We start from the raw sequence: 20220 nt of genomic DNA on the forward strand, positions 1-20220 counted from the left end.
CTCCAGCGTGGGAATGCAGTTCACGACGCTCTGCGTCGCAAGAGGACGCGGAGCGTCCAGACCGGCTTGCCCACGTGGAGCACGGGCGCGATAGCGCTTAAGGCACGGCTCTTGTGTCCACACTGCTAAACTCACCCAAGCCCGATTCCAGAGGAACACCGCGTCATGGAACCCATCACCACCCTTAATACCCTGCACATCGTCGCCATTGCGCTGTTGCTGATCAGCGCGCTGGTGTTGGCCAGCGGGGTGGTCAAGGTGCGTCTTGAAGGCGACACGACCGTGCAGAATCGTCTGCTCAAGCGGCCGTTGCTGTTTTTCTGGGTGTTGATGGCCTTGTGTCTGGCGACGCTGCCGTTCAGTGGCTGGTGGCTGGGGCATTTGAAAGGCCTGTCACTGGGCCAGACCTGGGTGCTGGGCAGCAGTGTGCTTTACACCCTAGGGCTGTGCAGTTGGGTCTGGCTGGTGGCCAGGCTCAACCGGTTGCGTCTTGGTGCCAAAGGTGGCAAGCGCGGCTTCACCTTGGCGCTGACGGTGATCAGCGTCGTGTGCTTTGTGGCGATGGCCGGTCTGATGGGCTTCAAACCGGCCTGAGCAGTGCCGACGTTCAGTTACGCAGGGTGATAACCGGCCAGCCGCGTCGCTCGGCTTCGGCACGCAATTTATCGTCCGGATCGACCGCAACCGGGTTGGCCACTTGCTCCAGCAGCGGCAGGTCGTTCATCGAGTCGCTGTAGAAATAGCTGTCCTCAAGGCTGAACGCGTTGTCTTCAAGCCACTGATTGAGGCGTGTCACCTTGCCCTCACGGAAGCACGGAACGCCCGTAGTACGGCCTGTGTAACGACCATCAACCATCTCGCATTCGGTTGCCAGCAGTGTATCGATGCCCAGCCGCGCCACAATCGGTGCGGTCACAAAGCGATTGGTAGCGGTAATGACCACCAGCTTGTCGCCTGCGTCGCGGTGTTTGGCGATCAATTCCAGTGCCTTGGGCAGCATGATCGGCTCGATGCAGTCGCGCATGAAGTCGCGGTGCCATTCCTCCAGTTGCGCCATATCAGTGTTGCCCAGAATCTCCAGGGTAAAATTCAGGTAGTCGGTCATGTTCAGCGTACCGGTCAGGTAATCCTGATAGAACTCATCGTTGCGGGTCTTGTAGGTTGCGGCATCGAGGATTCCGCGTCGGCACAGATAATCGCCCCAGGCATGGTCGCTGTCGCCGCCCAGAAGCGTGTTGTCGAGGTCGAATAAAGCCAGACGCATAGGGTTACTCGCTGAAATAGTTGAAAAAAGAGTCCCAGAATACGAGGTTTTCACAAGTCTTCACATAAGGTGATAAGCCTCGTTGCTGGTTTGATCGCCTTTGTGGAACAATGCGGCGACATGCGTTTGCGAGGTTGTTGCCGTGATCGACCCCGATGGTTTCCGTCCTAATGTCGGGATTATTCTGACAAACGATGCTGGTCAGGTCCTATGGGCTCGGCGTATTAACCAGGATGCCTGGCAGTTTCCTCAGGGTGGAATCAACCCGCAGGAGACGCCGGAAGACGCGCTTTATCGTGAATTGAATGAAGAAGTCGGGCTGGAACGACATGATGTGCAAATACTTGCCTGCACTCGGGGCTGGTTGCGCTATCGTCTGCCGCAACGCCTGGTCCGTACGCACAGCCAGCCGCTGTGTATCGGCCAGAAGCAAAAATGGTTTCTCCTGCGCCTGATCTCCAACGAGCAGCGGGTGCGGATGGATTTGACCGGTAAACCGGAGTTCGATGGCTGGCGCTGGGTCAGTTATTGGTACCCGTTAGGCCAGGTGGTGACATTCAAGCGCGAGGTGTATCGACGCGCACTCAAAGAGCTTGCCCCGCGCCTGTTATCGCGCGACTGACACGGAGTTCGACCCCGAGCCATGCTCAATACGCTGCGCAAGATCGTCCAGGAAGTTAACTCCGCCAAGGATCTCAAGGCGGCGTTGGGCATTATTGTGTTACGCGTCAAGGAGGCCATGGGCAGCCAGGTCTGCTCGGTCTATCTGCTCGATGCCGAGGTCAACCGCTTTGTGCTGATGGCCTCCGAAGGCCTCAACAAGCGCTCCATCGGCAAAGTCAGCATGGCGCCGAATGAAGGCCTTGTCGGTCTGGTTGGCACGCGTGAAGAACCGCTGAACCTCGAAAACGCCGCAGATCACCCTCGTTATCGCTATTTTGCCGAGACCGGTGAAGAGCGTTACGCCTCGTTCCTGGGCGCGCCGATCATCCACCACCGTCGCGTGGTGGGGGTGTTGGTGATCCAGCAAAAGGAGCGTCGTCAGTTCGACGAGGGCGAAGAAGCCTTCCTTGTGACCATGAGCGCGCAACTGGCGGGCGTTATTGCCCATGCCGAAGCCACCGGCTCGATCCGCGGTCTGGGTCGCCAGGGCAAGGGCATTCAGGAAGCCAAGTTCGTCGGTGTGGCCGGTTCGCCGGGCGCTGCTGTAGGTGTGGCAGTGGTCATGCTGCCGCCTGCCGATCTGGAGGTGGTGCCGGACAAGACCGTCACTGACATCGCCGCCGAGCTGGCGTTGTTCCAGAACGCGCTGGAAGGCGTGCGCAATGACATGCGCACCCTGTCAGCCAAGCTCGCCACCCAGCTGCGCCCCGAAGAGCGCGCGCTGTTCGATGTTTACCTGATGATGCTCGATGACGCCTCGCTGGGCAGCGAAGTGACCGATGTCATCAAGACCGGCCAGTGGGCGCAGGGTGCCTTGCGCTCGGTGGTCAGCGAGCACGTCAAACGTTTCGAACTGATGGACGATGCCTACTTGCGGGAGCGAGCCTCGGACGTCAAGGACCTGGGCCGTCGCCTGCTGGCCTACCTGCAGGAAGCGCGGCAGCAGGCGCTGGTCTACCCCGACAACACGATTCTGGTCAGTGAAGAATTGACCCCGGCCATGCTGGGCGAGGTGCCGGAAGGCAAGCTGGTGGGTCTTGTATCGGTTCAGGGGTCCGGCAACTCCCACGTTGCGATTTTGGCGCGGGCCATGGGCATTCCCACGGTCATGGGGCTGGTGGACTTCCCTTACTCCAAGGTCGACGGCATCGATCTGGTGGTCGACGGTTATCACGGCGAAGTCTTCACCAACCCCAGCGAAATCATGCGCAAGCAGTTCGGCAAGGTGGTCGAGGAGGAGCGCCAGCTTTCCCAAGGCCTGGATGCCCTGCGTGAACTGCCCTGCGTGACCCTTGACGGCCATCGCATGCCGCTGTGGGTCAATACCGGCCTGCTGGCTGATGTCGCTCGCGCTCAGCAGCGCGGTGCCGAAGGGGTGGGGCTGTACCGTACCGAAGTGCCATTCATGATCAACCAGCGTTTCCCGAGTGAAAAGGAACAGCTGGCGATTTATCGTGAGCAACTGGCCGCCTTCCATCCGCTGCCGGTGACCATGCGCAGCCTGGATATCGGCGGCGACAAGTCGCTGTCCTATTTCCCGATTAAGGAAGACAACCCGTTTCTGGGCTGGCGCGGTATTCGCGTCACTCTCGATCACCCGGAAATCTTCCTTGTCCAGACCCGCGCCATGCTCAAGGCCAGCGAGGGCCTGAATAACCTGCGCATTCTATTGCCGATGATCTCCAGCACCCACGAAGTGGAAGAAGCGCTGCACCTGATCCACCGGGCGTGGGGTGAGGTGCGCGACGAAGGCACCGACGTGCCGATGCCGCCTGTGGGCGTGATGATCGAAGTGCCTGCGGCGGTCTACCAGACCCGCGATCTGGCGCGTCAGGTCGACTTCCTCTCGGTAGGCTCCAACGACCTGACCCAATACCTGCTGGCGGTCGACCGCAACAACCCGCGTGTGGCCGATCTTTATGATTACCTGCACCCGGCCGTGCTCCAGGCCCTGCAAAGCGTGGTGCGTGATGCACATGCCGAGGGCAAGCCGGTCAGCATCTGCGGCGAGATGGCCGGCGACCCGGCTGCGGCTGTGCTGCTGATGGCGATGGGCTTTGACAGCCTGTCAATGAACGCCACCAACCTGCCGAAAGTGAAGTGGATGCTGCGTCAGATCAACCTCAGCAAGGCCAAGGAACTGCTTGCGCAGTTGATGACCAACGACAACCCGCAAGTCATCAGCAGCTCCCTGCAACTGGCGCTGAAAAACCTCGGCCTGTCGCGGATGATCAATCCGAGCTCGGTCAAAGGGCACTAAGCGCCACGATAGTTACAGAACTATCGTTCCTCACGCTCCAGCGTAGGAATGCCTTGCGTGACGCTCCGCGTCACAAATCTGCGCCGCGCCGCCCGCTCAAGATAGGACGCAGAGCGTCCAGAACTGCATGCGACGCAGAGCGCCGCACGATATTCGAGATTATCGTTCCTCACGCTCCAGCGTAGGAATGCCTTGCGTGACGCTCCGCGTCACAAATCTGCGCCGCGCCGCCTGTTCAAGATCGGACGCAGAGCGTCCAGAACTGCATGAGACGCGGAGCGCCGCACGATAGTGAGGTGATCGTTCCTCACGCTCCAGCGTAGGAATGCCTTGCGTGACGCTCCGCGTCACAAATCTGCACCGCACCGCAGACTCAAGATCGGACGCAGAGCGTCCAGAAAGGCGCTACCACGCGGAGCGTGGGAGCGATAACCCCCGCTTCGTCACCACCAGACACATCAGGCGCATCTTTTTTCACTTCGTTCAGGCGGCTTCCATCGGTCGCCGCTAGAGCATCCTGCCGGGCTCCGGTAACATGCGCGCCTGATTCAATCGCTCGCAAGGGCGTTCCAATTGAGGAGTCGCAATGCTGCCTTACCCGCAGATTGACCCGGTAGCTGTCGCTATCGGCCCGCTGCAAATTCACTGGTACGGGTTGATGTACCTGGTCGGCATCGGTGGCGCCTGGCTGCTCGCGTCGCGTCGTCTCAACAAATTCGACCCGACCTGGACCAAGGAAAAACTCTCTGACCTGATTTTCTGGCTGGCCATGGGCGTGATCGTCGGCGGGCGGCTGGGCTATGTGCTGTTCTACGACCTGTCTGCCTACATCGCCAATCCTCTACTGATATTCGAGGTCTGGAAGGGCGGCATGGCGTTCCATGGCGGCTTTGTCGGTGTGATGATTGCGGCCTGGTGGTTTGGCAAACGCAACGGCAAGAGCTTCTTCCAGCTGATGGACTTCGTCGCCCCGCTGGTGCCGATCGGCCTGGGGGCCGGGCGTATCGGTAACTTCATCAATGCCGAGCTGTGGGGCAAGCCGACCGACGTGCCGTGGGCGATGGTTTTCCCGCCGTTCAGCGACCCTGCGCAACTGGCGCGTCATCCTTCGCAGCTCTATCAGTTCGCATTGGAAGGCGTTGCACTGTTCATCATCCTCAATCTTTACGCTCGCAAGCCGCGCCCGACCATGGCCGTTTCCGGCATGTTCGCGCTGTTCTACGGCATCTTCCGCTTTGTGGTCGAGTTCGTCCGCGTCCCTGACGCCCAGTTGGGCTATCTGGCGTGGGGATGGGTGACCATGGGCCAGATCCTCAGTCTGCCGATGATCATTGCCGGCCTGTTCCTGATCTGGCTGGCCTACAAGCGCGACCCGGCTGCCAGCAAGGCAGCGGCTTAATACCGAAACGCCGGGTGTCAGCACCCGGCGCGTTCAACAAGGCAGGTGATTTATGAAGCAATATCTGGAACTGGTCGCACATGTGATCAAGCACGGGACCTTGCAAGCCAACCGTACCGGCGTGAACACCATCAGCTTTCCGGGTGCGATGCTGCGTTATGACTTGCAGGAAGGCTTTCCGGCCATCACCACACGGCGCATGGCGTTCAAATCGGCCATCGGCGAAATGGTCGGCTTCCTGCGTGGCGTGAACAATGCTGCCGAATTCCGCGAGCTGGGCTGCAAGGTCTGGGACCAGAACGCCAACGAAAACGCCCGGTGGCTGAACAACCCGTTCCGCAAGGGCGAGGATGACTTGGGCGAAATCTATGGCGTGCAATGGCGCAAGTGGCCAGCCTACAAGCGTATCGATGCCGGCAATGTCGCAGCCATCGAACTGGCGCTTGGTCAGGGTTATCGCCAGATTGCCGAATCGGAAGAGGACGGCCAGTCGTTCGTAGTGCTGTACAAGGCCATCGACCAGATTCGCCAATGCGTCGACACCATCATCAATGACCCAGGCAGCCGCCGGATCCTGTTCCACGGCTGGAACTGTGCACAGCTCGATGAAATGGCCCTGCCGCCGTGCCACCTGCTGTACCAGCTGCACCCCAACCCGCAGACCCGCGAAATCTCGCTGACGCTCTACATCCGTTCCAACGACCTGGGCCTCGGCACGCCGTTCAACCTGACCGAAGGCGCTGCACTGCTGAGCCTGATCGGTCGCCTGACTGGCTACACGCCGCGCTGGTTTACCTATTTCATAGGGGACGCCCATGTGTACGAAAACCACCTGGACATGCTCAACGAACAGATGACCCGCGAGCCGTACCCGATGCCGAAACTGGTGATCTCCGACCGCGTGCCCGAGTTTGCCAAGACCGGTGTGTATCAGCCTGAGTGGCTGGAGTTGATCGAGCCTTCCGACTTCACACTGGAAGGCTACCAGCACCATCCGGCAATGACGGCGCCGATGGCGGTTTGAGCCCGTAAGAGAACGAATCTAGCGCTGTGCTATAGTTTCAGCGCACACCCCCCTGACCTTGTTCAATGGAATCGACTATGTTTTTCAATCGGATTGGACATCGTAGTGATACGAAGAAGGCTGAAGACGCAGCCCTCATGCAGGCAATCAAGAGCATCGACACTCTTGTGGTAAGGGGGGGTCGCATGTCCATGGACGCCAAAGAAATCGAAGGCTTGGTTCGCTCTTCACGCGATAAGGCTAAAAAACTGGTCACTCCTCAAGCCGAATCCTGATAAATGGCTTTTTTACTTCTGCTGCCACTACTTGTCAGCGGCTTTTTGGTGTGCCTGAAGGATCCCACCGTTTACTGCAGGCTGCATCGCTATGAAGGCCAGATGCTTTACTTGCAGGTGGGGCGATACGGTATTTACTGCTTTCTGGCGGCCATGTTTGTAACCGCAGCGCTTGCAGGCCTGTTCTCGCATGACTGGGGTGTGCTGTGCCCCAAATGGCTGCAAGCGGCAAACGCGGCCTCGCCAGTCTGTTTTGCCGTGAACACCGACTTCATGGGTGCCTTAGGTCAATTGGGACAGGACTTCGACATCACGGGCAGGAATTTTAGCCAAGTGGGTGTGTTCCTTGCCCTCTCAGGTTTACTGACCTTGGCGATGCCAAGTCTGGGGGCCTTTATTACTGTCAGGATTCTCAAGTGGCAACTGGGTGCCAGTAAAAAAGAAGAAATTGCGGCCTATCTGCTGGGCGAGTCTGTAGATCACAGCCCTATCTGCTCGACTCTTTTCGATGCATTCGTCGAAAAGGATGAAGTGATGATCACGATGGTAGATCGAAAGGTCTACGTCGGCTACATTATGGATGTCGGGGCCCCTACCGAAGTGACGGGTGTGAATCAGGAGATTCTGCTCATACCCACCGTCAGTGGCTATCGGGATAAAGACACCCTTAAAGTGGTGTACACGACCGATTATCCAAGCGATACACCGCTCAGGCCTATTGGTTTTCGGCAGGAAAATATTGTCTCGATCAGCGTCTTCAGCGAGGAAGTACGCGAAGCTTTCAAGCGCGTTGATTCTGAGCGGGCGGGTGAAGAGGCTGCGAAAGAGAAAGCTGCCAAAGATCAGCTTGTAAAGGCGATCACTGAGCTTGTGGCGGTGGTGCAAGCTGCGCAGCGTTAAACGAGAGATGTCAAACCCAACTCAATGCCCATGACTCCTCCCCACATGTGAAGGCTCGCCCTCTGGCGCTGCCACAGCCCCGGTCACTTCCAGCCTCTCCAGTATCGCGCAATGCTCTGCTGCGCCATCGCTGCAGCGGCGGCGTAGGTCGAGTAGTTGTTCCTGAAGCGCTTGCAGGCTTGCGACGCGGGCGTTGACGTGTTCGATGTGTTCGTCGATCAGCGCATTGACGCTTTCGCACTGGTCCTGCGGGCTGTCGCGCAGGCTGAGCAGGTTGCGGATTTCCTCCAGAGTCATGTCCAGGCTGCGGCAGTTGCGGATAAACGATAGGCGCTCCATGTGTGTCTGGGTGTACAGCCGGTAGTTGCCATCGCTGCGGGCAGGTGCGGGCAGCAGGCCTTCGCGCTCGTAATAGCGGATGGTTTCGACCTGTGTGTCAGTCAGTTTTGCCAGTTCGCCGATTTTCATTTGGACTCATCTCGTTTGAGTGCTTGACCCTATAGTGGCTACAGGGTGTTCACTTGGCAACAAGCAGAATCCTGGAGCCACAACGAATGGGCACGACGATCAAGAATTCCCCCGCACATGACCACGGCGAGCATGCGCCTGAGCAAAAGCCCGTAGAACATGCTCATGCGTGCTGCTCCAGCGATGCACAACCTGCTGTGGTGACCTTTAACGATGCGCTGGCATCAGGTAGTCGCTTGAGCAGCTTTCGTATCGAAGCCATGGATTGCCCGACCGAGCAAACCCTGATCCAGAACAAGCTGGGCAAGCTGGCCGGGGTGCAGAAGCTTGAGTTCAACCTGATCAATCGCCTGCTGGGCGTCTGGCACGATCTGCCGTCCACCGACCCGATTCGTGAGGCCATCAGTTCGCTGGGCATGCAGGCCGAGCCGGTCGAGGAGGGTGCAGCGTCTGACCAAGCGGCTCCGGTCGTGAAGAAACACTGGTGGCCGCTGGCATTGTCCGGCGTTACTGCACTGGGTGCTGAAGTGGTCCATTTGGCGTCACTCGGCCCGACCTGGGTCGTTGCTCTGCTGGCGCTGGTGTCGATCTTCAGTTGTGGGCTGACGACCTACAAGAAGGGCTGGATCGCGCTCAAGAACTTCAACCTGAATATCAATGCCCTGATGAGCATTGCGGTGACCGGTGCAATTCTGATCGGGCAGTGGCCTGAAGCGGCAATGGTGATGTTTCTGTTCACCGTGGCCGAGTTGATCGAAGCCAAGTCCCTCGACCGCGCCCGAAACGCTATCAGCGGGTTGATGCAATTGACGCCGGAACTGGCCACCGTTAAACAGGCGGACGGCAGTTGGCAGGAAATTGAAGCTAAAAACGTCGAAATTGGCGCTATTGTCCGCATTAAGCCAGGTGAGCGCGTAGGGCTCGACGGCGAGGTGGTGTCCGGTAACTCGACCATCGATCAAGCGTCGATCACAGGTGAAAGCCTGCCGGTCGAGAAGACTGTCGGCGACAAGGTCTTCGCGGGCACTATCAATCAGGCGGGCTCGCTGGAATATCGTGTGACCGCTGCGGCGAACAATTCGACGCTGGCGCGCATCATTCATGCGGTAGAAGCGGCTCATGGTTCGCGTGCGCCGACCCAGCGCTTTGTCGACAGCTTCTCGCGCATCTATACGCCGGTGGTGTTCGTTGTCGCCTTGGGCGTGGCGCTGATTGCGCCGCTGTTTTTCGGCGGCGAATGGTTTGACTGGGTTTACCTCGCGCTGGTGTTGTTGGTAGTCGCTTGCCCCTGTGCGCTGGTGATTTCTACGCCGGTGACGATCGTCAGCGGTCTGGCGGCAGCGGCGCGCAAAGGCATCCTGATCAAGGGCGGCGTTTATCTGGAAATGGGCGAGAAGCTTGATTACCTGGCCCTCGACAAGACTGGCACGCTGACCCACGGCAAGCCCGTGCAGACCGACTACGTGCCGCTGGACCCGACGGTCGCCGACACTGCGCCGGCCATTGCTGCGAGCCTTGCGGGTCGCTCCGATCACCCGGTTTCGCAAGCGATTGCCAAGTCGGCTGACAGCAGCCTGAAGCTGCATGAGGTCTCGGCGTTTGAAGCCTTGGGTGGACGCGGTGTGAAGGGCGCAATCAACGGCCAGATGTATCACCTGGGCAATCATCGCCTGGTTGAAGAGCTGGGTCTGTGTTCGCCAGAGCTGGAGGCGAAGCTCGATGTTCTGGAAATGCAGGGCAAGACCGTGGTGCTGTTGCTGGACACCTCCGGTCCGATCGCGCTGTTTGCGGTGGCTGACACTGTCAAGGAAACCAGCCGTGAAGCCATCGCTCAGTTGCATGAACTGGGCATCAAAACGGTCATGCTGACTGGCGACAATCCGCACACCGCCAAGGCGATTGCCGATCAGGTCGGTATCGACGAAGCGCAAGGCAACTTGCTGCCTGCCGACAAGCTGAGTGCCATCGAGGCCATTTATGCTCGCAACCATCGTGTAGGCATGGTGGGTGACGGCATCAATGATGCACCAGCACTGGCTCGGGCCGAGATTGGTTTTGCGATGGCGGCAGCGGGTACTGATACTGCTATAGAGACGGCGGATGTCGCCCTGATGGACGATGATCTGCGCAAGATACCGACGTTCATTTGCTTGTCCCGTCGGACCTCGGCAGTGCTCAAGCAGAACATTGTTCTGGCAATCGCGACCAAGGTGTTGTTTATCGGCATCACGTTTGCGGGCATGGCGACCATGTGGATGGCTGTGTTTGCCGACATGGGCGTGAGTTTGCTGGTGGTGTTCAACGGCTTGCGGTTGCTCAAGAAGTGATCAGTCGAGGGCGTTGAAGGGCGGACGCGGAGCGTCCAGAACGGCATTCCCACGCAGAGCATGGGAACGATAATCGGTGTGGCTATCGGCTGTCTTCGTGAGCAAGCTCGCTCCCACAGAGTTATTAGCTATCGCTCCCACGCTCTGCGTGGTAGCGCTTTTATGGACGCTCTGCGTCCGACTTAGTCAGCCAAACCGCTCCTGTCCCCAGGCAATGAAGGTTTCCAGCAGTGGCTTGAGCACGGCGCGGGTCGGCTCTGCCAAGTCCGGGCGGTAGTGGAAGGGCACGAACTCCTCCATGTAGGTGCTTTGCGCCAGTTCCAGCTGCACCGCATGGATGTTGTTGGCCGGGTCGCCATAGTGGCGGGTGATGTGGCCGCCCTTGAAGCGCCCGTTCAACACATGGCTGTAGTCTTTGGCCGCAGCGCAGACCTGCTCCATTCGGCTGGCCAGCTCCGGGTCGCAGCTTGCACCATTGAAGGTGCCGAGGTTGAAGTCCGGCAGGCGACCGTCGAACAAATGCGGAATGTGCCCGCGAATCGAGTGGGCGTCGAACAGCAGCGCATAGCCGAACTCATCACGCATTCGCTGCAGTTCCTGCTCCAGCGTCTGGTGATACGGCGTCCAGATCTGTTGCAGATACCGCGCTCGTTCCTCGGCGCTGGGCGTCTGGCCGTCCTTGAACAGTGGCACGCCATCGAACAGGATCGACGGAAACAGGCCGGTGGTCGCACCGGCGTACATGGGCTTGTCGTCACACGGCCTGTTGAGGTCGATGACAAAGCGCGAGTATTCGGCGGCCAGGGTGCTGGCGCCCAATTCAGCGGCGAAGTCATACAAACGCGGAATGTGCCAGTCGGTGTCCGGCAGGCTCAATGCTTCGTCCACCAGCGCGGTTTCGACCACCGGGGTCAGTTTCAGACCGGCATGCGGCATGCTGATCAGCAGCGGAACGCGGCCACGTTTGAATGTCAGAACGTTATCCACAGGGCTCTCCTTCAGATCGATGATTCGACGCCGTGGCGCACGATGCGTTTATCCAGATCGCCGCCCAGCCAGTAGGCCAGATCAGCCGGTCGCTCAATGTCCCAAGCGACGAAATCCGCTACCTTGCCGACCTCCAGCGAGCCGTGGGTCGCGCTCATGCCCAGTGCCTTGGCGGCATTGAATGTCACACCCGCCAGTGCCTCTTCAGGTGTCATGCGAAACAGCGTGCAGGCCATGTTGATCATCAGACGCAACGACAGCCCTGGCGAGGTGCCGGGGTTCAGGTCGGTGGAAATCGCAATCGGCACGCCGTGCTTGCGCAGCGCTTCCATCGGCGGCAGCTGTGTTTCACGGAGGAAGTAAAACGCCCCCGGCAGCAGCACTGCGACGGTCCCGGCAGCGGCCATGGCGACGGCATCGTCTTCGGTCATGAACTCCAGATGATCCGCCGACAGCGCCTTGTAACGTGCCGCGAGGCTTGACCCGCCCAGCGAAGAAAGCTGCTCGGCATGCAGTTTGACCGGCAGCGCCAACTGCCCTGCGCTGATGAACACCTGCTCGACCTGCGCAGGTGAAAACGCCAGGTACTCGCAGAACGCGTCCACGGCATCCACCAGCCCTTCGGCAGCCAGTGTCGGCAGCATGTCGTTGCAGATGTGATTGATATAGTCGTCGGCGCGATCCGCGTATTCCGGTGGCAGGGCGTGGGCGGCCAGACAGGTGGCGCGTACGGTGACCGGTTGGGTATTACCCAGGCGGCGGATCACCCGCAGGATCTTGCGCTCGTTTTCCAGGTCCAGCCCATAACCTGACTTCATCTCGACGGTAGTCACGCCGTCCTTGAGCAAGTGTCGCAAGCGTCGCTCGGCGCTGGCGTACAGCTCATCTTCACTGGCCGCACGAGTCGCGCGCACCGTGCTGGCGATACCGCCGCCTGCTGCGGCAATCTCGGCGTAGCTCACACCCTGCAGACGCTGTTCGAACTCGCCGCTGCGGTTGCCGCCAAACACGGTGTGCGTGTGGCAGTCGATCAGGCCGGGCGTCACCCATGCGCCGCCCAGATCGATGCAGCTGTCATGCTCCTGCTCGGCCAGCTCGGTTTCAGGCCCGATCCACTCGATGAGCGCTCCGGAGGTCACGATGGCGGCATCCTCGATGATCGAGTATTTGCCGTGCGCCATGCTTGCGATGTGACAGTGTTTCCAGAGCGTTTTCATTCCGGGCCTCTTTGGTCAGTGGGGTTTGTTGAGCGCCTTTGGCTTGACCCACAACCCGTAGGCGATGAGCAGCAGCACAATCCAGATTGCGCCGACGATCAAGGCTGCACGGTTGTCCGGGAAATAGCCCAGCACGCCGAAGATGAACAGCATGAAGACGATGGCGGCGGCCGGTCCGTAAGGCCAGAACGGCACCGCGAATTTCAGTTGTGCGGCCTCTTCGCGGCTCATCGAACGGCGCATGGCAACCTGGGTGAGCAGAATCATCAGCCAGACCCAGACCGTGGCAAACGTTGCCAGCGAAGCGATCAGCAGGAACACGTCTTTGGGTATCAGATAATTGAGCAAGACGCCGCCCAGCAGCGCTATGCCCATCACCAGTACGGTCATCCACGGCACGCCATGCCGCGACACGCGGGCAAAGCTCGCGGGTGCCTGACCGTCACGGGCCAGGCCATACATCATGCGCCCGGCGCCGAAGATGTCGCTGTTGATGGCCGACACCGCAGCAGAGATGACCACGATATTGAGGATTGTTGCCGCCGACGCAATGCCCAGATTATCGAAAATCTGCACGAACGGGCTGCCTTGGGTGGCGATCTGCGGCCACGGGTAAATGCACATCAGCACAAACAGTGTCAGCACATAGAACAGCAGAATGCGCAGCGGTACGGCGTTGATCGCCTGTGGCAGGCTGCGTTGCGGGTCTTTGGCTTCGCCTGCAGTGATGCCGATGATTTCGATGCCGCCGAAGGCAAACATCACCACCGCAAACGAGGCGATCAGGCCAGTGACGCCGTTGGGCATGAAGCCGCCGTGCGCCCACAGGTTGCTGATGCCTATTTCGGTACCGCTGGTCGAGCTGCCGATGCCGAAAATCATGATGCCGAAGCCTGCGACGATCATGGCCACGATGGCGCTGACCTTGAGGATCGACAGCCAGAATTCGGTTTCGCCGAAGACTTTCACATTGCACAGGTTGAGCGCGCCGATGAGAAAGACGATGCCCAGCACCCAGATCCAGCGCGGCACCTCTGGAAACCAGAAGCCCATGTAGATGCCGAATGCGGTCACGTCGGCGAGGCAGACAATTATCATCTCGAACGCGTAGGTCCAGCCCAGCACGAAACCGGCCAGCGGGCCCATGTAACGCGTGGCGTAATGGCTGAACGAGCCGGAAACTGGGTCGTGAACGGCCATTTCGCCCAGCGCGCGCATCACCATGTACACCGCCGCGCCGCCGATCAGGTACGCCAGCAATACGGCCGGACCGGCTTGTTGAATCGCCGAGGCCGAGCCGTAGAACAACCCTGTGCCGATGGCAGAGCCCAGGGCCATGAAGCGTATGTGGCGGGCGGATAACCCGCGTTTCAAACCATCTTGTGACGTCATTTCAGGTCCATTTCATTACATACAGGTATGGCAAAAGCCGCGAAAACGCCTGCAATCGGCTTCCCGCAGCAATGACCAAAGCGAGCCCTGCCAGGCTCGCGGTACATCACAAACTCGGTAGCAGACGTGCAGGAACCAGCGGGTTCAGGCAAGTGGAGGACAACAGCTGACTGGCAGCTTCGATGTCCGGTGCAAAAAAACGGTCCTTTTCATAGAACGGGACCTTGCTGCGCAACAGGCCGCGGGCTTGCTCCAGTTTCGGAGAGGTTTTCAGACCCTCACGCAAGTCCAGACCCTGGCAGGCAGCCAACCATTCTACGGCAAGAATCCCGCGAACGTTTTCTGCCATTTCCCATAACCGCTTGCCAGCGGCCGGGGCCATCGACACATGGTCTTCCTGATTGGCGGATGTCGGCAGGCTGTCGACGCTGTGCGGATGAGCCAGCGCCTTGTTTTCACTGGCCAGCGCGGCGGCCGTGACCTGCGCGATCATGAAGCCGGAATTGACGCCTCCGTTGGCGACCAGGAAGGGCGGCAGTTGCGACATGTGCTTGTCCATCATCAGCGAAATGCGACGTTCGCTAAGCGAGCCGATCTCGGCGATGGCCAGCGCGAGGTTGTCCGCCGCCATGGCGACCGGCTCGGCGTGAAAATTACCACCGGATATGACGTCGTTCTCGGCGGCGAACACCAGCGGGTTGTCGGACACCGCGTTGGCTTCGATTTCCAGCACTTCGGCGGCCTGACGCAGTTGGGTCAGGCATGCGCCCATGACCTGCGGCTGGCAGCGCAGCGAGTAGGGGTCCTGAACCTTGTCGCAGTTGCGGTGCGACTCGGACACGCCACTGCTTTCGCCGAGCAAGTCGCGGTAGCAGGCAGCGGCATCGATCTGCCCGCGCTGACCGCGTGCTGCATGAATACGTGCATCGAAGGGTGAGCGCGAACCGAGCACGGCTTCGACGGTCAGCGAGCCACAGGTCAACGCTGCAGCGAACAGGTCTTCGCCTTCGAACAGGCCGCGCAATGCGTAGGCGGTAGACACTTGCGTACCGTTGAGCAGTGCCAGCCCTTCCTTGGCTGCCAGGGTCAGCGGTTGCAGCCCGGCAGCCGCCAGCGCATCGACGCCGTTCAGCCATTCGCCCTTGTAGCGCGCCTTGCCTTCGCCCAGCAGCACCAGCGACATGTGCGCCAGCGGTGCAAGGTCGCCGGAAGCACCGACCGAGCCCTTGAGCGGAATATGCGGGTAGACCTCGGCATTGATCAGCGCAATCAGGGCGTCGATGACCACGCGCCGAATGCCCGAAAAGCCGCGGCTCAGGCTGTTGACCTTGAGCACCATGATCAGACGCACCAGCTCATCGCTGATCGGCTGACCGACACCGGCCGCATGCGACAGCACCAGCGAACGCTGCAGATTTTCCAGGTCTTCGCTGGCAATCCGCGTCGAGGCGAGCAGGCCAAAGCCGGTGTTGATCCCGTAGGCGGTGCGGTTCTCGGCCAAAATGCTTTCGACACAGGCGACGCTGTCGTCGATCTGCTGGTCTGCACTGCTGTCCAGCGTCAGCCTGACCGGCTGCTGATGAATGGCGCGCAATTGCGCCAGGGTCAGTTGGCCGGGGATCAGGTTCAGCGTCTTGGCAGATAAAGTGGTCACGATGCAGCTACTCCTTGATTGATGTCAGCAACGGCGTGTGGCCGTCCGCCGCTTTTTATAGGGTTGCCGCATGATCGCGGCAGTGCTGGAAAACCCTTTCCAGCGATGTTGCGTCTTTGAGCAGGGCCGCGCTGCTGGCGATATCAGGGGCCAGCCAGCGGTCTTCATCGTAGGCCGGAACCCGCTCGCGCAGCAGTCGCCACGCAGCACCTGTACCCACGCCAAACCCTTGCGCCTTGAGGAATTCGAACGCCTGGGCCGCCAGCAAATACTCGATGGCCAGAATCTGTGTGACGTTGCCTAGCACTTTGTGCAGCTTGAGCGCGGCACTGGTGCCCAGGCTCAGATGGTCTTCCTGCAGGCCGGAGGTGACGTAGTTATCGACCACCGCCGGTTGCGCCATCTGGCGGTTTTCCGCGCACAGCGAGGCGGCGACGTACTGAACGATCATCATCCCCGAATTCACCCCCGGCTGGCTGACCAGAAACGCCGGCAGGCCGCTGACCATCGGGTTGATCAGGCGGTCGAGGCGTCGCTCGGCGATGGAGCCCAGTTCTGCCAGCGCCATGCACAGCAGGTCTGCCGCCATCGCCACCGACTGGCCATGCGGATTGGCCTGAGACACCACGCGCCAGTCATCGGGCGTGCCGAGCAGCATGGGGTTATCGGTGACCGAGTTCAGCTCGGTCTCGATCTGGCGAATGGCATGAGCCAACTGATCGCGGGTTGCGCCATGCACTTGGGGAATCGAGCGGATGCTCAGCGCGTCCTGGGTACGAATGCCCTGGCGGCTGGCAAGCACTTCGCTGCCCGCCAATACGCTGCGCAGGTTTTTGCCCACCTGCTGCATACCGGGATGCGGTTTGAGGGCAAGAATGCTCTCATCGAATGCATCCAGCTGACCGCCCAGTGCTTCGAAGCTCATCGCGCCGATCACGTCGGCCCACTGGCTCAGACGCTCGGCGTCGGCGATGGCCAGACAGCTCAGGCCGGTCATGCACGGTGTGCCGTTGACCAGGCACAATCCGTCCTTGGCACCGAGGATGACCGGAGCCAGACCTTCTTCGTCCAAGGCCTGCTCAGCCGGGACGATCTGCCCGCGATAGCTGACTTGGCCGACGCCCAGCAAGGCGATGCCGACGTGCGCCATGTGGGTCAGGTAACCCACCGAACCCTGCGATGGCACGTGTGGCGTAATGCCCCGATTGAGCAAGGCCAGCAGCGCTTCGACCACTTGCCGGTGAATGCCGGATTTACCCTGGCTGTAATTGAGGATTGCGGCGCAGATGATTGCGCGAGTCTGCTCGTCGGCCAGCGGCGCACCCACGCCGCAGGCATGGCTGAGCAGGGTATTGCGCGACAGGCGACTGAGCTGTTCGCCTTGCAGTGACACATTGCACAGCGCGCCGAGCCCGGTGTTCACGCCATTGGCGCGCTCGCCGCTGACGACAATCTGCTGCACGATGGCCTGCGCGTTATCGATCCGCGCCCAGGCGGCATCCGACAACACCAGTTGCGCCTCATGGCGGGCCACGGCGACTACGTCCTGCCAGCCCAGCGGGGCTTCACCGATGACGATCTGTTCTGCTCGCGACATCTGCAACGGTCCTTAAAGGGTGGCCACGCGGCGCTGAACGAAACGGTCCACGTAATCGTCAGCGGGCGAGTGAAGGATTTCTTTCGGTGTACCGACCTGAATCAAGCGCCCGTCCTTGAGGATCGCGATGCGATTGCCGATGCGTACCGCTTCGTCCAGGTCGTGGGTAATGAACACGATGGTCTTGTGCAGGCTGGCTTGCAGTTCCAGCAACTGGTCCTGCATCTCGGCGCGAATCAACGGGTCGAGGGCGCTGAACGCTTCGTCCATCAGAATGATGTCGGTGTCGGCTGCCAGTGCTCGTGCCAGACCGACGCGCTGGCGCATGCCACCGGAAAGCTGGTGCGGGTATTTGTTTTCGTAGCCCTTCAGGCCTACGGTCGTTATCCAGTGCTGCGCGCGTTCCTGGCACAGCGCCTTGCTCTCGCCGCGCACTTTCAGGCCGTACGCGACGTTGGCCAGCACGGTCTTGTGCGGCAGCAGGCCGAAGCTCTGGAACACCATGCTGATCTTGTGCCGACGGAATTGGCGCAGCGCCTCCATGTCGTAGCGCAGGATGTCTTCGCCATCGACCAGAATCTCGCCGCTGGTAGGGTCGATCAGGCGGTTGAAGTGGCGTACCAGCGTCGATTTGCCGGAACCGGACAGGCCCATGATGACGAAGATTTCGCCACTGCCGATCGACAGCGACAGGTCGTTGACCCCGACCACGCAGCCAGTTTGCGCCAGTACCTGATCCTTGCTCTGGTTCTGTTTGATCAGCCCCAGTGCTTCCTTTGAGCGGTTGCCAAAAATCTTGAATACGTTTTTAACGACGATCTTGCTCGGTTCCACGCTGCTCATTTGTGCGCCTCATGCCGTGGGCGGCCATAGGCCTGCGTGATACGGTCGATGACGACCGCCAGAATGACGATGGCCAGACCCGCTTCCAGCCCGCGTCCGACGTTGAGCGTCTGAATGCCCACCAGCACGTCTTCACCCAGCCCGCGTGCGCCGATCATCGAGGCGATGACCACCATCGACAGCGCCATCATGGTGGTCTGGTTGATCCCGGCCATGATGCTCGGCATGGCCAGCGGCAGTTGCACGCCAAACAGTTGCTGCCAGCGGTTGGCACCGAAGGCGTTGATGGCTTCCATCACTTCACCGTCAACCTGACGAATGCCCAGGTCGGTCAGACGAATCAATGGCGGCGCGGCGTAGATCACCGTGGCGAAGATGGCCGGGACCTTGCCCAGGCCGAACAGCATAAGCACCGGAATCAGGTAAACGAAGCTGGGCATGGTCTGCATGATGTCCAGCAGCGGCATCAGCACCGAGCGCAGGCGATTGCTGCGCGCGGAGAGAATGCCCAGTGGAATGCCGATCAGTACCGCAATGATCGTGGCGACCAGCATCAGCGCCAATGTCTGCATCAGCTTGTCCCACAACCCGACCGCACCGACCAGAAACAGCAGGCCGACGATGACCAGCGTCGTGACGATCTTGCGTGTCGCGTGCCAGGCAATGCCGCCAACGATTATCAGCATCAGCCACCACGGCGCCATGCGCAGCAGGCTTTCGAGGTTGACGATGGCCCATAGCAGGGTGTCGGAAATGTGCCGGAACACATCGCCATACTGAGTCACCAGCGAGTCGACCCCGTCGTTGACCCAGTTGGCGATCGAGAAAGTGAAGCTTTCAGGAAACATAAGCGGCTCTCAAATGAGGTGTGTCGGGTCAACGTCAGGGCAGTCGGATTTGTCAGTCCGACTGCCCTTTCGTTTACAGCGAAGCGTCCACCTTTTTCGCGGCGTCTTCGCTGATCCATTTGTGCCAGACTTCGGGGTGCTCTTTCAGGAAAATCTTCGCCAGCTTCGGCGATTCGATACGTTCCTTGGCCATGCGCCCCAGGTTCTGGTTGAGCAGGTCGATAGGCAGGTTGACCTTTTCCAGGATGGCGACCAGTTCAGGGGCCTCATCGTGGAACACTTTGGACACGCCGACCTTGATATCGATCGTCTTGTTGACCCCGGCTTTCTCCTCCAGACGCACCAGGTCCACCTGGCCCATGAGCGGAGTCGGCGACCAGTAGTAGGTCAGGATCGGCTCGCCACGTTTGTAGCTGGAGAGAATAGCCGCATCCAGCGCAGGGCCGGTGCCCGGGCGGAAGTTGGTGTATTTGCTTTCCAGGCCATAGCTCTTGAGCATTTCGCTGTTTTCCAGCTCGCAGGTCCAGCCAGCCGGGCAGTTGTAGAAGCGGCCTTTGCCGGGCTCTTCCTGATCCTTGAACACCGCCGAATATTGGGCCAGATCGCTGATGGATTTCAGGTTGGGTGCCTTGGCTTCAAGCTTGCGTTTGGCATCGCCTTCGATCACATAGCGGGGCACATACCAGCCTTCCACTGCGCCAACGATAGGCGCGCCGACACCGACCACTTTTCCGGCTGCGGCGGCCTTGCTCCAGACCTCGCTGCGGCCGACCCATTCTTCGGCAAAGATCTGGATATCGTTGGTGCTCAAGGCGTTTTCCATGGCGATGGAATTACCAGGCAGGGCGTCAACGGTGCAGCCGTAACCCTTGTCCAGAACGACCTGCAGAATGTCGGTCAGCAGCATCGCGCTTTCCCAGTTAAGACCGGCGAATTTCACCGGCTTGCCTGATTCGCACCAGCCGGCAGCCTGACTTGTGCCTGCGCTGGCGAGCAGGCCAGCGGATACCAAGGTGGTCAGCAGGGCCTTTTTCATATTCATTATCGATGCTCCTAAGCCTGAAATGGATGACGGCAGCTTCAAGTAGGCATCCGGCCTGTG

The 20220-nt window shown here is 60.0% G+C and carries 18 protein-coding genes; 8 read left to right on the top strand and 10 right to left on the bottom strand.

Annotated features, from left to right (window positions below):
• The first annotated feature begins 165 nt into the window (after nucleotides 1-165).
• Nucleotides 166-594 carry a DUF2269 family protein gene (locus AO277_RS13195; RefSeq protein WP_099259018.1) on the top strand — a complete coding sequence of 143 codons (429 nt, stop codon included), beginning with the start codon at nucleotides 166-168 and terminating at the stop codon, nucleotides 592-594.
• 13 nt (nucleotides 595-607) lie between these two features.
• Here the strand turns inward: AO277_RS13195 and AO277_RS13200 are convergent, their stop codons facing one another.
• Nucleotides 608-1264, bottom strand: coding sequence for a histidinol-phosphatase (locus AO277_RS13200; RefSeq protein ID WP_044318136.1), 657 nt, complete (start codon nucleotides 1262-1264; stop codon nucleotides 608-610).
• A 142-nt stretch (nucleotides 1265-1406) separates the two neighbouring features.
• On the opposite strand from AO277_RS13200, the gene AO277_RS13205 reads away from it, so the two are divergent.
• The 6 genes from AO277_RS13205 to AO277_RS28530 all read left to right on the top strand — a co-directional run bounded on the left by AO277_RS13205 (nucleotide 1407) and on the right by AO277_RS28530 (nucleotide 7785).
• Entirely contained in the window at nucleotides 1407-1886 is a 480-nt protein-coding gene (locus AO277_RS13205) for an RNA pyrophosphohydrolase (RefSeq protein ID WP_002555745.1), read from the top strand.
• A gap of 21 nt (nucleotides 1887-1907) precedes the next feature.
• A complete protein-coding gene (gene ptsP / locus AO277_RS13210) occupies nucleotides 1908-4187 on the top strand; it encodes a phosphoenolpyruvate--protein phosphotransferase (RefSeq protein WP_002555744.1) in 2280 nt (759 codons plus the stop codon).
• A 586-nt stretch (nucleotides 4188-4773) separates the two neighbouring features.
• Nucleotides 4774-5586: a prolipoprotein diacylglyceryl transferase gene (gene lgt / locus AO277_RS13225; RefSeq protein ID WP_004655000.1), complete on the top strand. Its 813-nt coding sequence runs from the start codon at nucleotides 4774-4776 to the stop codon at nucleotides 5584-5586.
• A gap of 52 nt (nucleotides 5587-5638) precedes the next feature.
• Entirely contained in the window at nucleotides 5639-6610 is a 972-nt protein-coding gene (locus tag AO277_RS13230) for a thymidylate synthase (protein WP_044318137.1), read from the top strand.
• A gap of 77 nt (nucleotides 6611-6687) precedes the next feature.
• Complete coding sequence (locus AO277_RS13235) at nucleotides 6688-6885, top strand: hypothetical protein (protein ID WP_003343866.1); 198 nt, start codon at nucleotides 6688-6690, stop codon at nucleotides 6883-6885.
• A 3-nt stretch (nucleotides 6886-6888) separates the two neighbouring features.
• Nucleotides 6889-7785 (top strand): hypothetical protein, encoded by an 897-nt coding sequence (locus AO277_RS28530; protein ID WP_044318138.1) that lies wholly within the window; start codon nucleotides 6889-6891, stop codon nucleotides 7783-7785.
• Between the two features lie 21 nt (nucleotides 7786-7806).
• On the opposite strand, the gene cadR is transcribed toward AO277_RS28530, so the two are convergent.
• Nucleotides 7807-8253: a Cd(II)/Pb(II)-responsive transcriptional regulator gene (gene cadR / locus AO277_RS13245; protein WP_044318139.1), complete on the bottom strand. Its 447-nt coding sequence runs from the start codon at nucleotides 8251-8253 to the stop codon at nucleotides 7807-7809.
• 86 nt (nucleotides 8254-8339) lie between these two features.
• Between cadR and AO277_RS13250 the strand changes: the two genes are divergently transcribed.
• The gene (locus AO277_RS13250; protein ID WP_044318140.1) at nucleotides 8340-10580 is read left to right on the top strand and encodes a heavy metal translocating P-type ATPase; all 2241 of its coding nucleotides are present in this window, start codon (nucleotides 8340-8342) and stop codon (nucleotides 10578-10580) included.
• A gap of 186 nt (nucleotides 10581-10766) precedes the next feature.
• On the opposite strand, the gene hutG is transcribed toward AO277_RS13250, so the two are convergent.
• From hutG to AO277_RS13290, 8 genes are all read right to left on the bottom strand, one after another.
• Nucleotides 10767-11567, bottom strand: a complete 801-nt coding sequence (gene hutG / locus AO277_RS13255; RefSeq protein ID WP_044318141.1) for an N-formylglutamate deformylase — start codon at nucleotides 11565-11567, stop codon at nucleotides 10767-10769.
• Between the two features lie 11 nt (nucleotides 11568-11578).
• Nucleotides 11579-12784, bottom strand: a complete 1206-nt coding sequence (hutI, locus tag AO277_RS13260) for an imidazolonepropionase (RefSeq protein WP_044318142.1) — start codon at nucleotides 12782-12784, stop codon at nucleotides 11579-11581.
• 15 nt (nucleotides 12785-12799) lie between these two features.
• The gene (locus AO277_RS13265) at nucleotides 12800-14176 is read right to left on the bottom strand and encodes an L-histidine transporter HutT (RefSeq protein WP_044318143.1); all 1377 of its coding nucleotides are present in this window, start codon (nucleotides 14174-14176) and stop codon (nucleotides 12800-12802) included.
• 106 nt (nucleotides 14177-14282) lie between these two features.
• Nucleotides 14283-15830, bottom strand: a complete 1548-nt coding sequence (gene hutH, locus AO277_RS13270) for a histidine ammonia-lyase (protein ID WP_044318144.1) — start codon at nucleotides 15828-15830, stop codon at nucleotides 14283-14285.
• Between the two features lie 55 nt (nucleotides 15831-15885).
• Nucleotides 15886-17427 carry an HAL/PAL/TAL family ammonia-lyase gene (locus tag AO277_RS13275; RefSeq protein ID WP_044318145.1) on the bottom strand — a complete coding sequence of 514 codons (1542 nt, stop codon included), beginning with the start codon at nucleotides 17425-17427 and terminating at the stop codon, nucleotides 15886-15888.
• A gap of 12 nt (nucleotides 17428-17439) precedes the next feature.
• The gene (locus AO277_RS13280) at nucleotides 17440-18270 is read right to left on the bottom strand and encodes a quaternary amine ABC transporter ATP-binding protein (protein ID WP_052834979.1); all 831 of its coding nucleotides are present in this window, start codon (nucleotides 18268-18270) and stop codon (nucleotides 17440-17442) included.
• The gene (locus AO277_RS13285) at nucleotides 18267-19118 is read right to left on the bottom strand and encodes an ABC transporter permease (RefSeq protein ID WP_002555732.1); all 852 of its coding nucleotides are present in this window, start codon (nucleotides 19116-19118) and stop codon (nucleotides 18267-18269) included. The genes AO277_RS13280 and AO277_RS13285 overlap by 4 nt, the downstream gene beginning before the upstream one ends.
• Nucleotides 19119-19191: 73 nt before the next feature.
• On the bottom strand, nucleotides 19192-20160 hold the full coding sequence (locus AO277_RS13290; protein WP_002555731.1) for an ABC transporter substrate-binding protein: 969 nt from the start codon (nucleotides 20158-20160) through the stop codon (nucleotides 19192-19194).
• Nucleotides 20161-20220: the final 60 nt, after the last annotated feature.

The sequence above is a fragment of the Pseudomonas amygdali genome (assembly GCF_002699855.1).
In the GTDB taxonomy this organism is placed as follows: domain Bacteria; phylum Pseudomonadota; class Gammaproteobacteria; order Pseudomonadales; family Pseudomonadaceae; genus Aquipseudomonas; species Aquipseudomonas amygdali.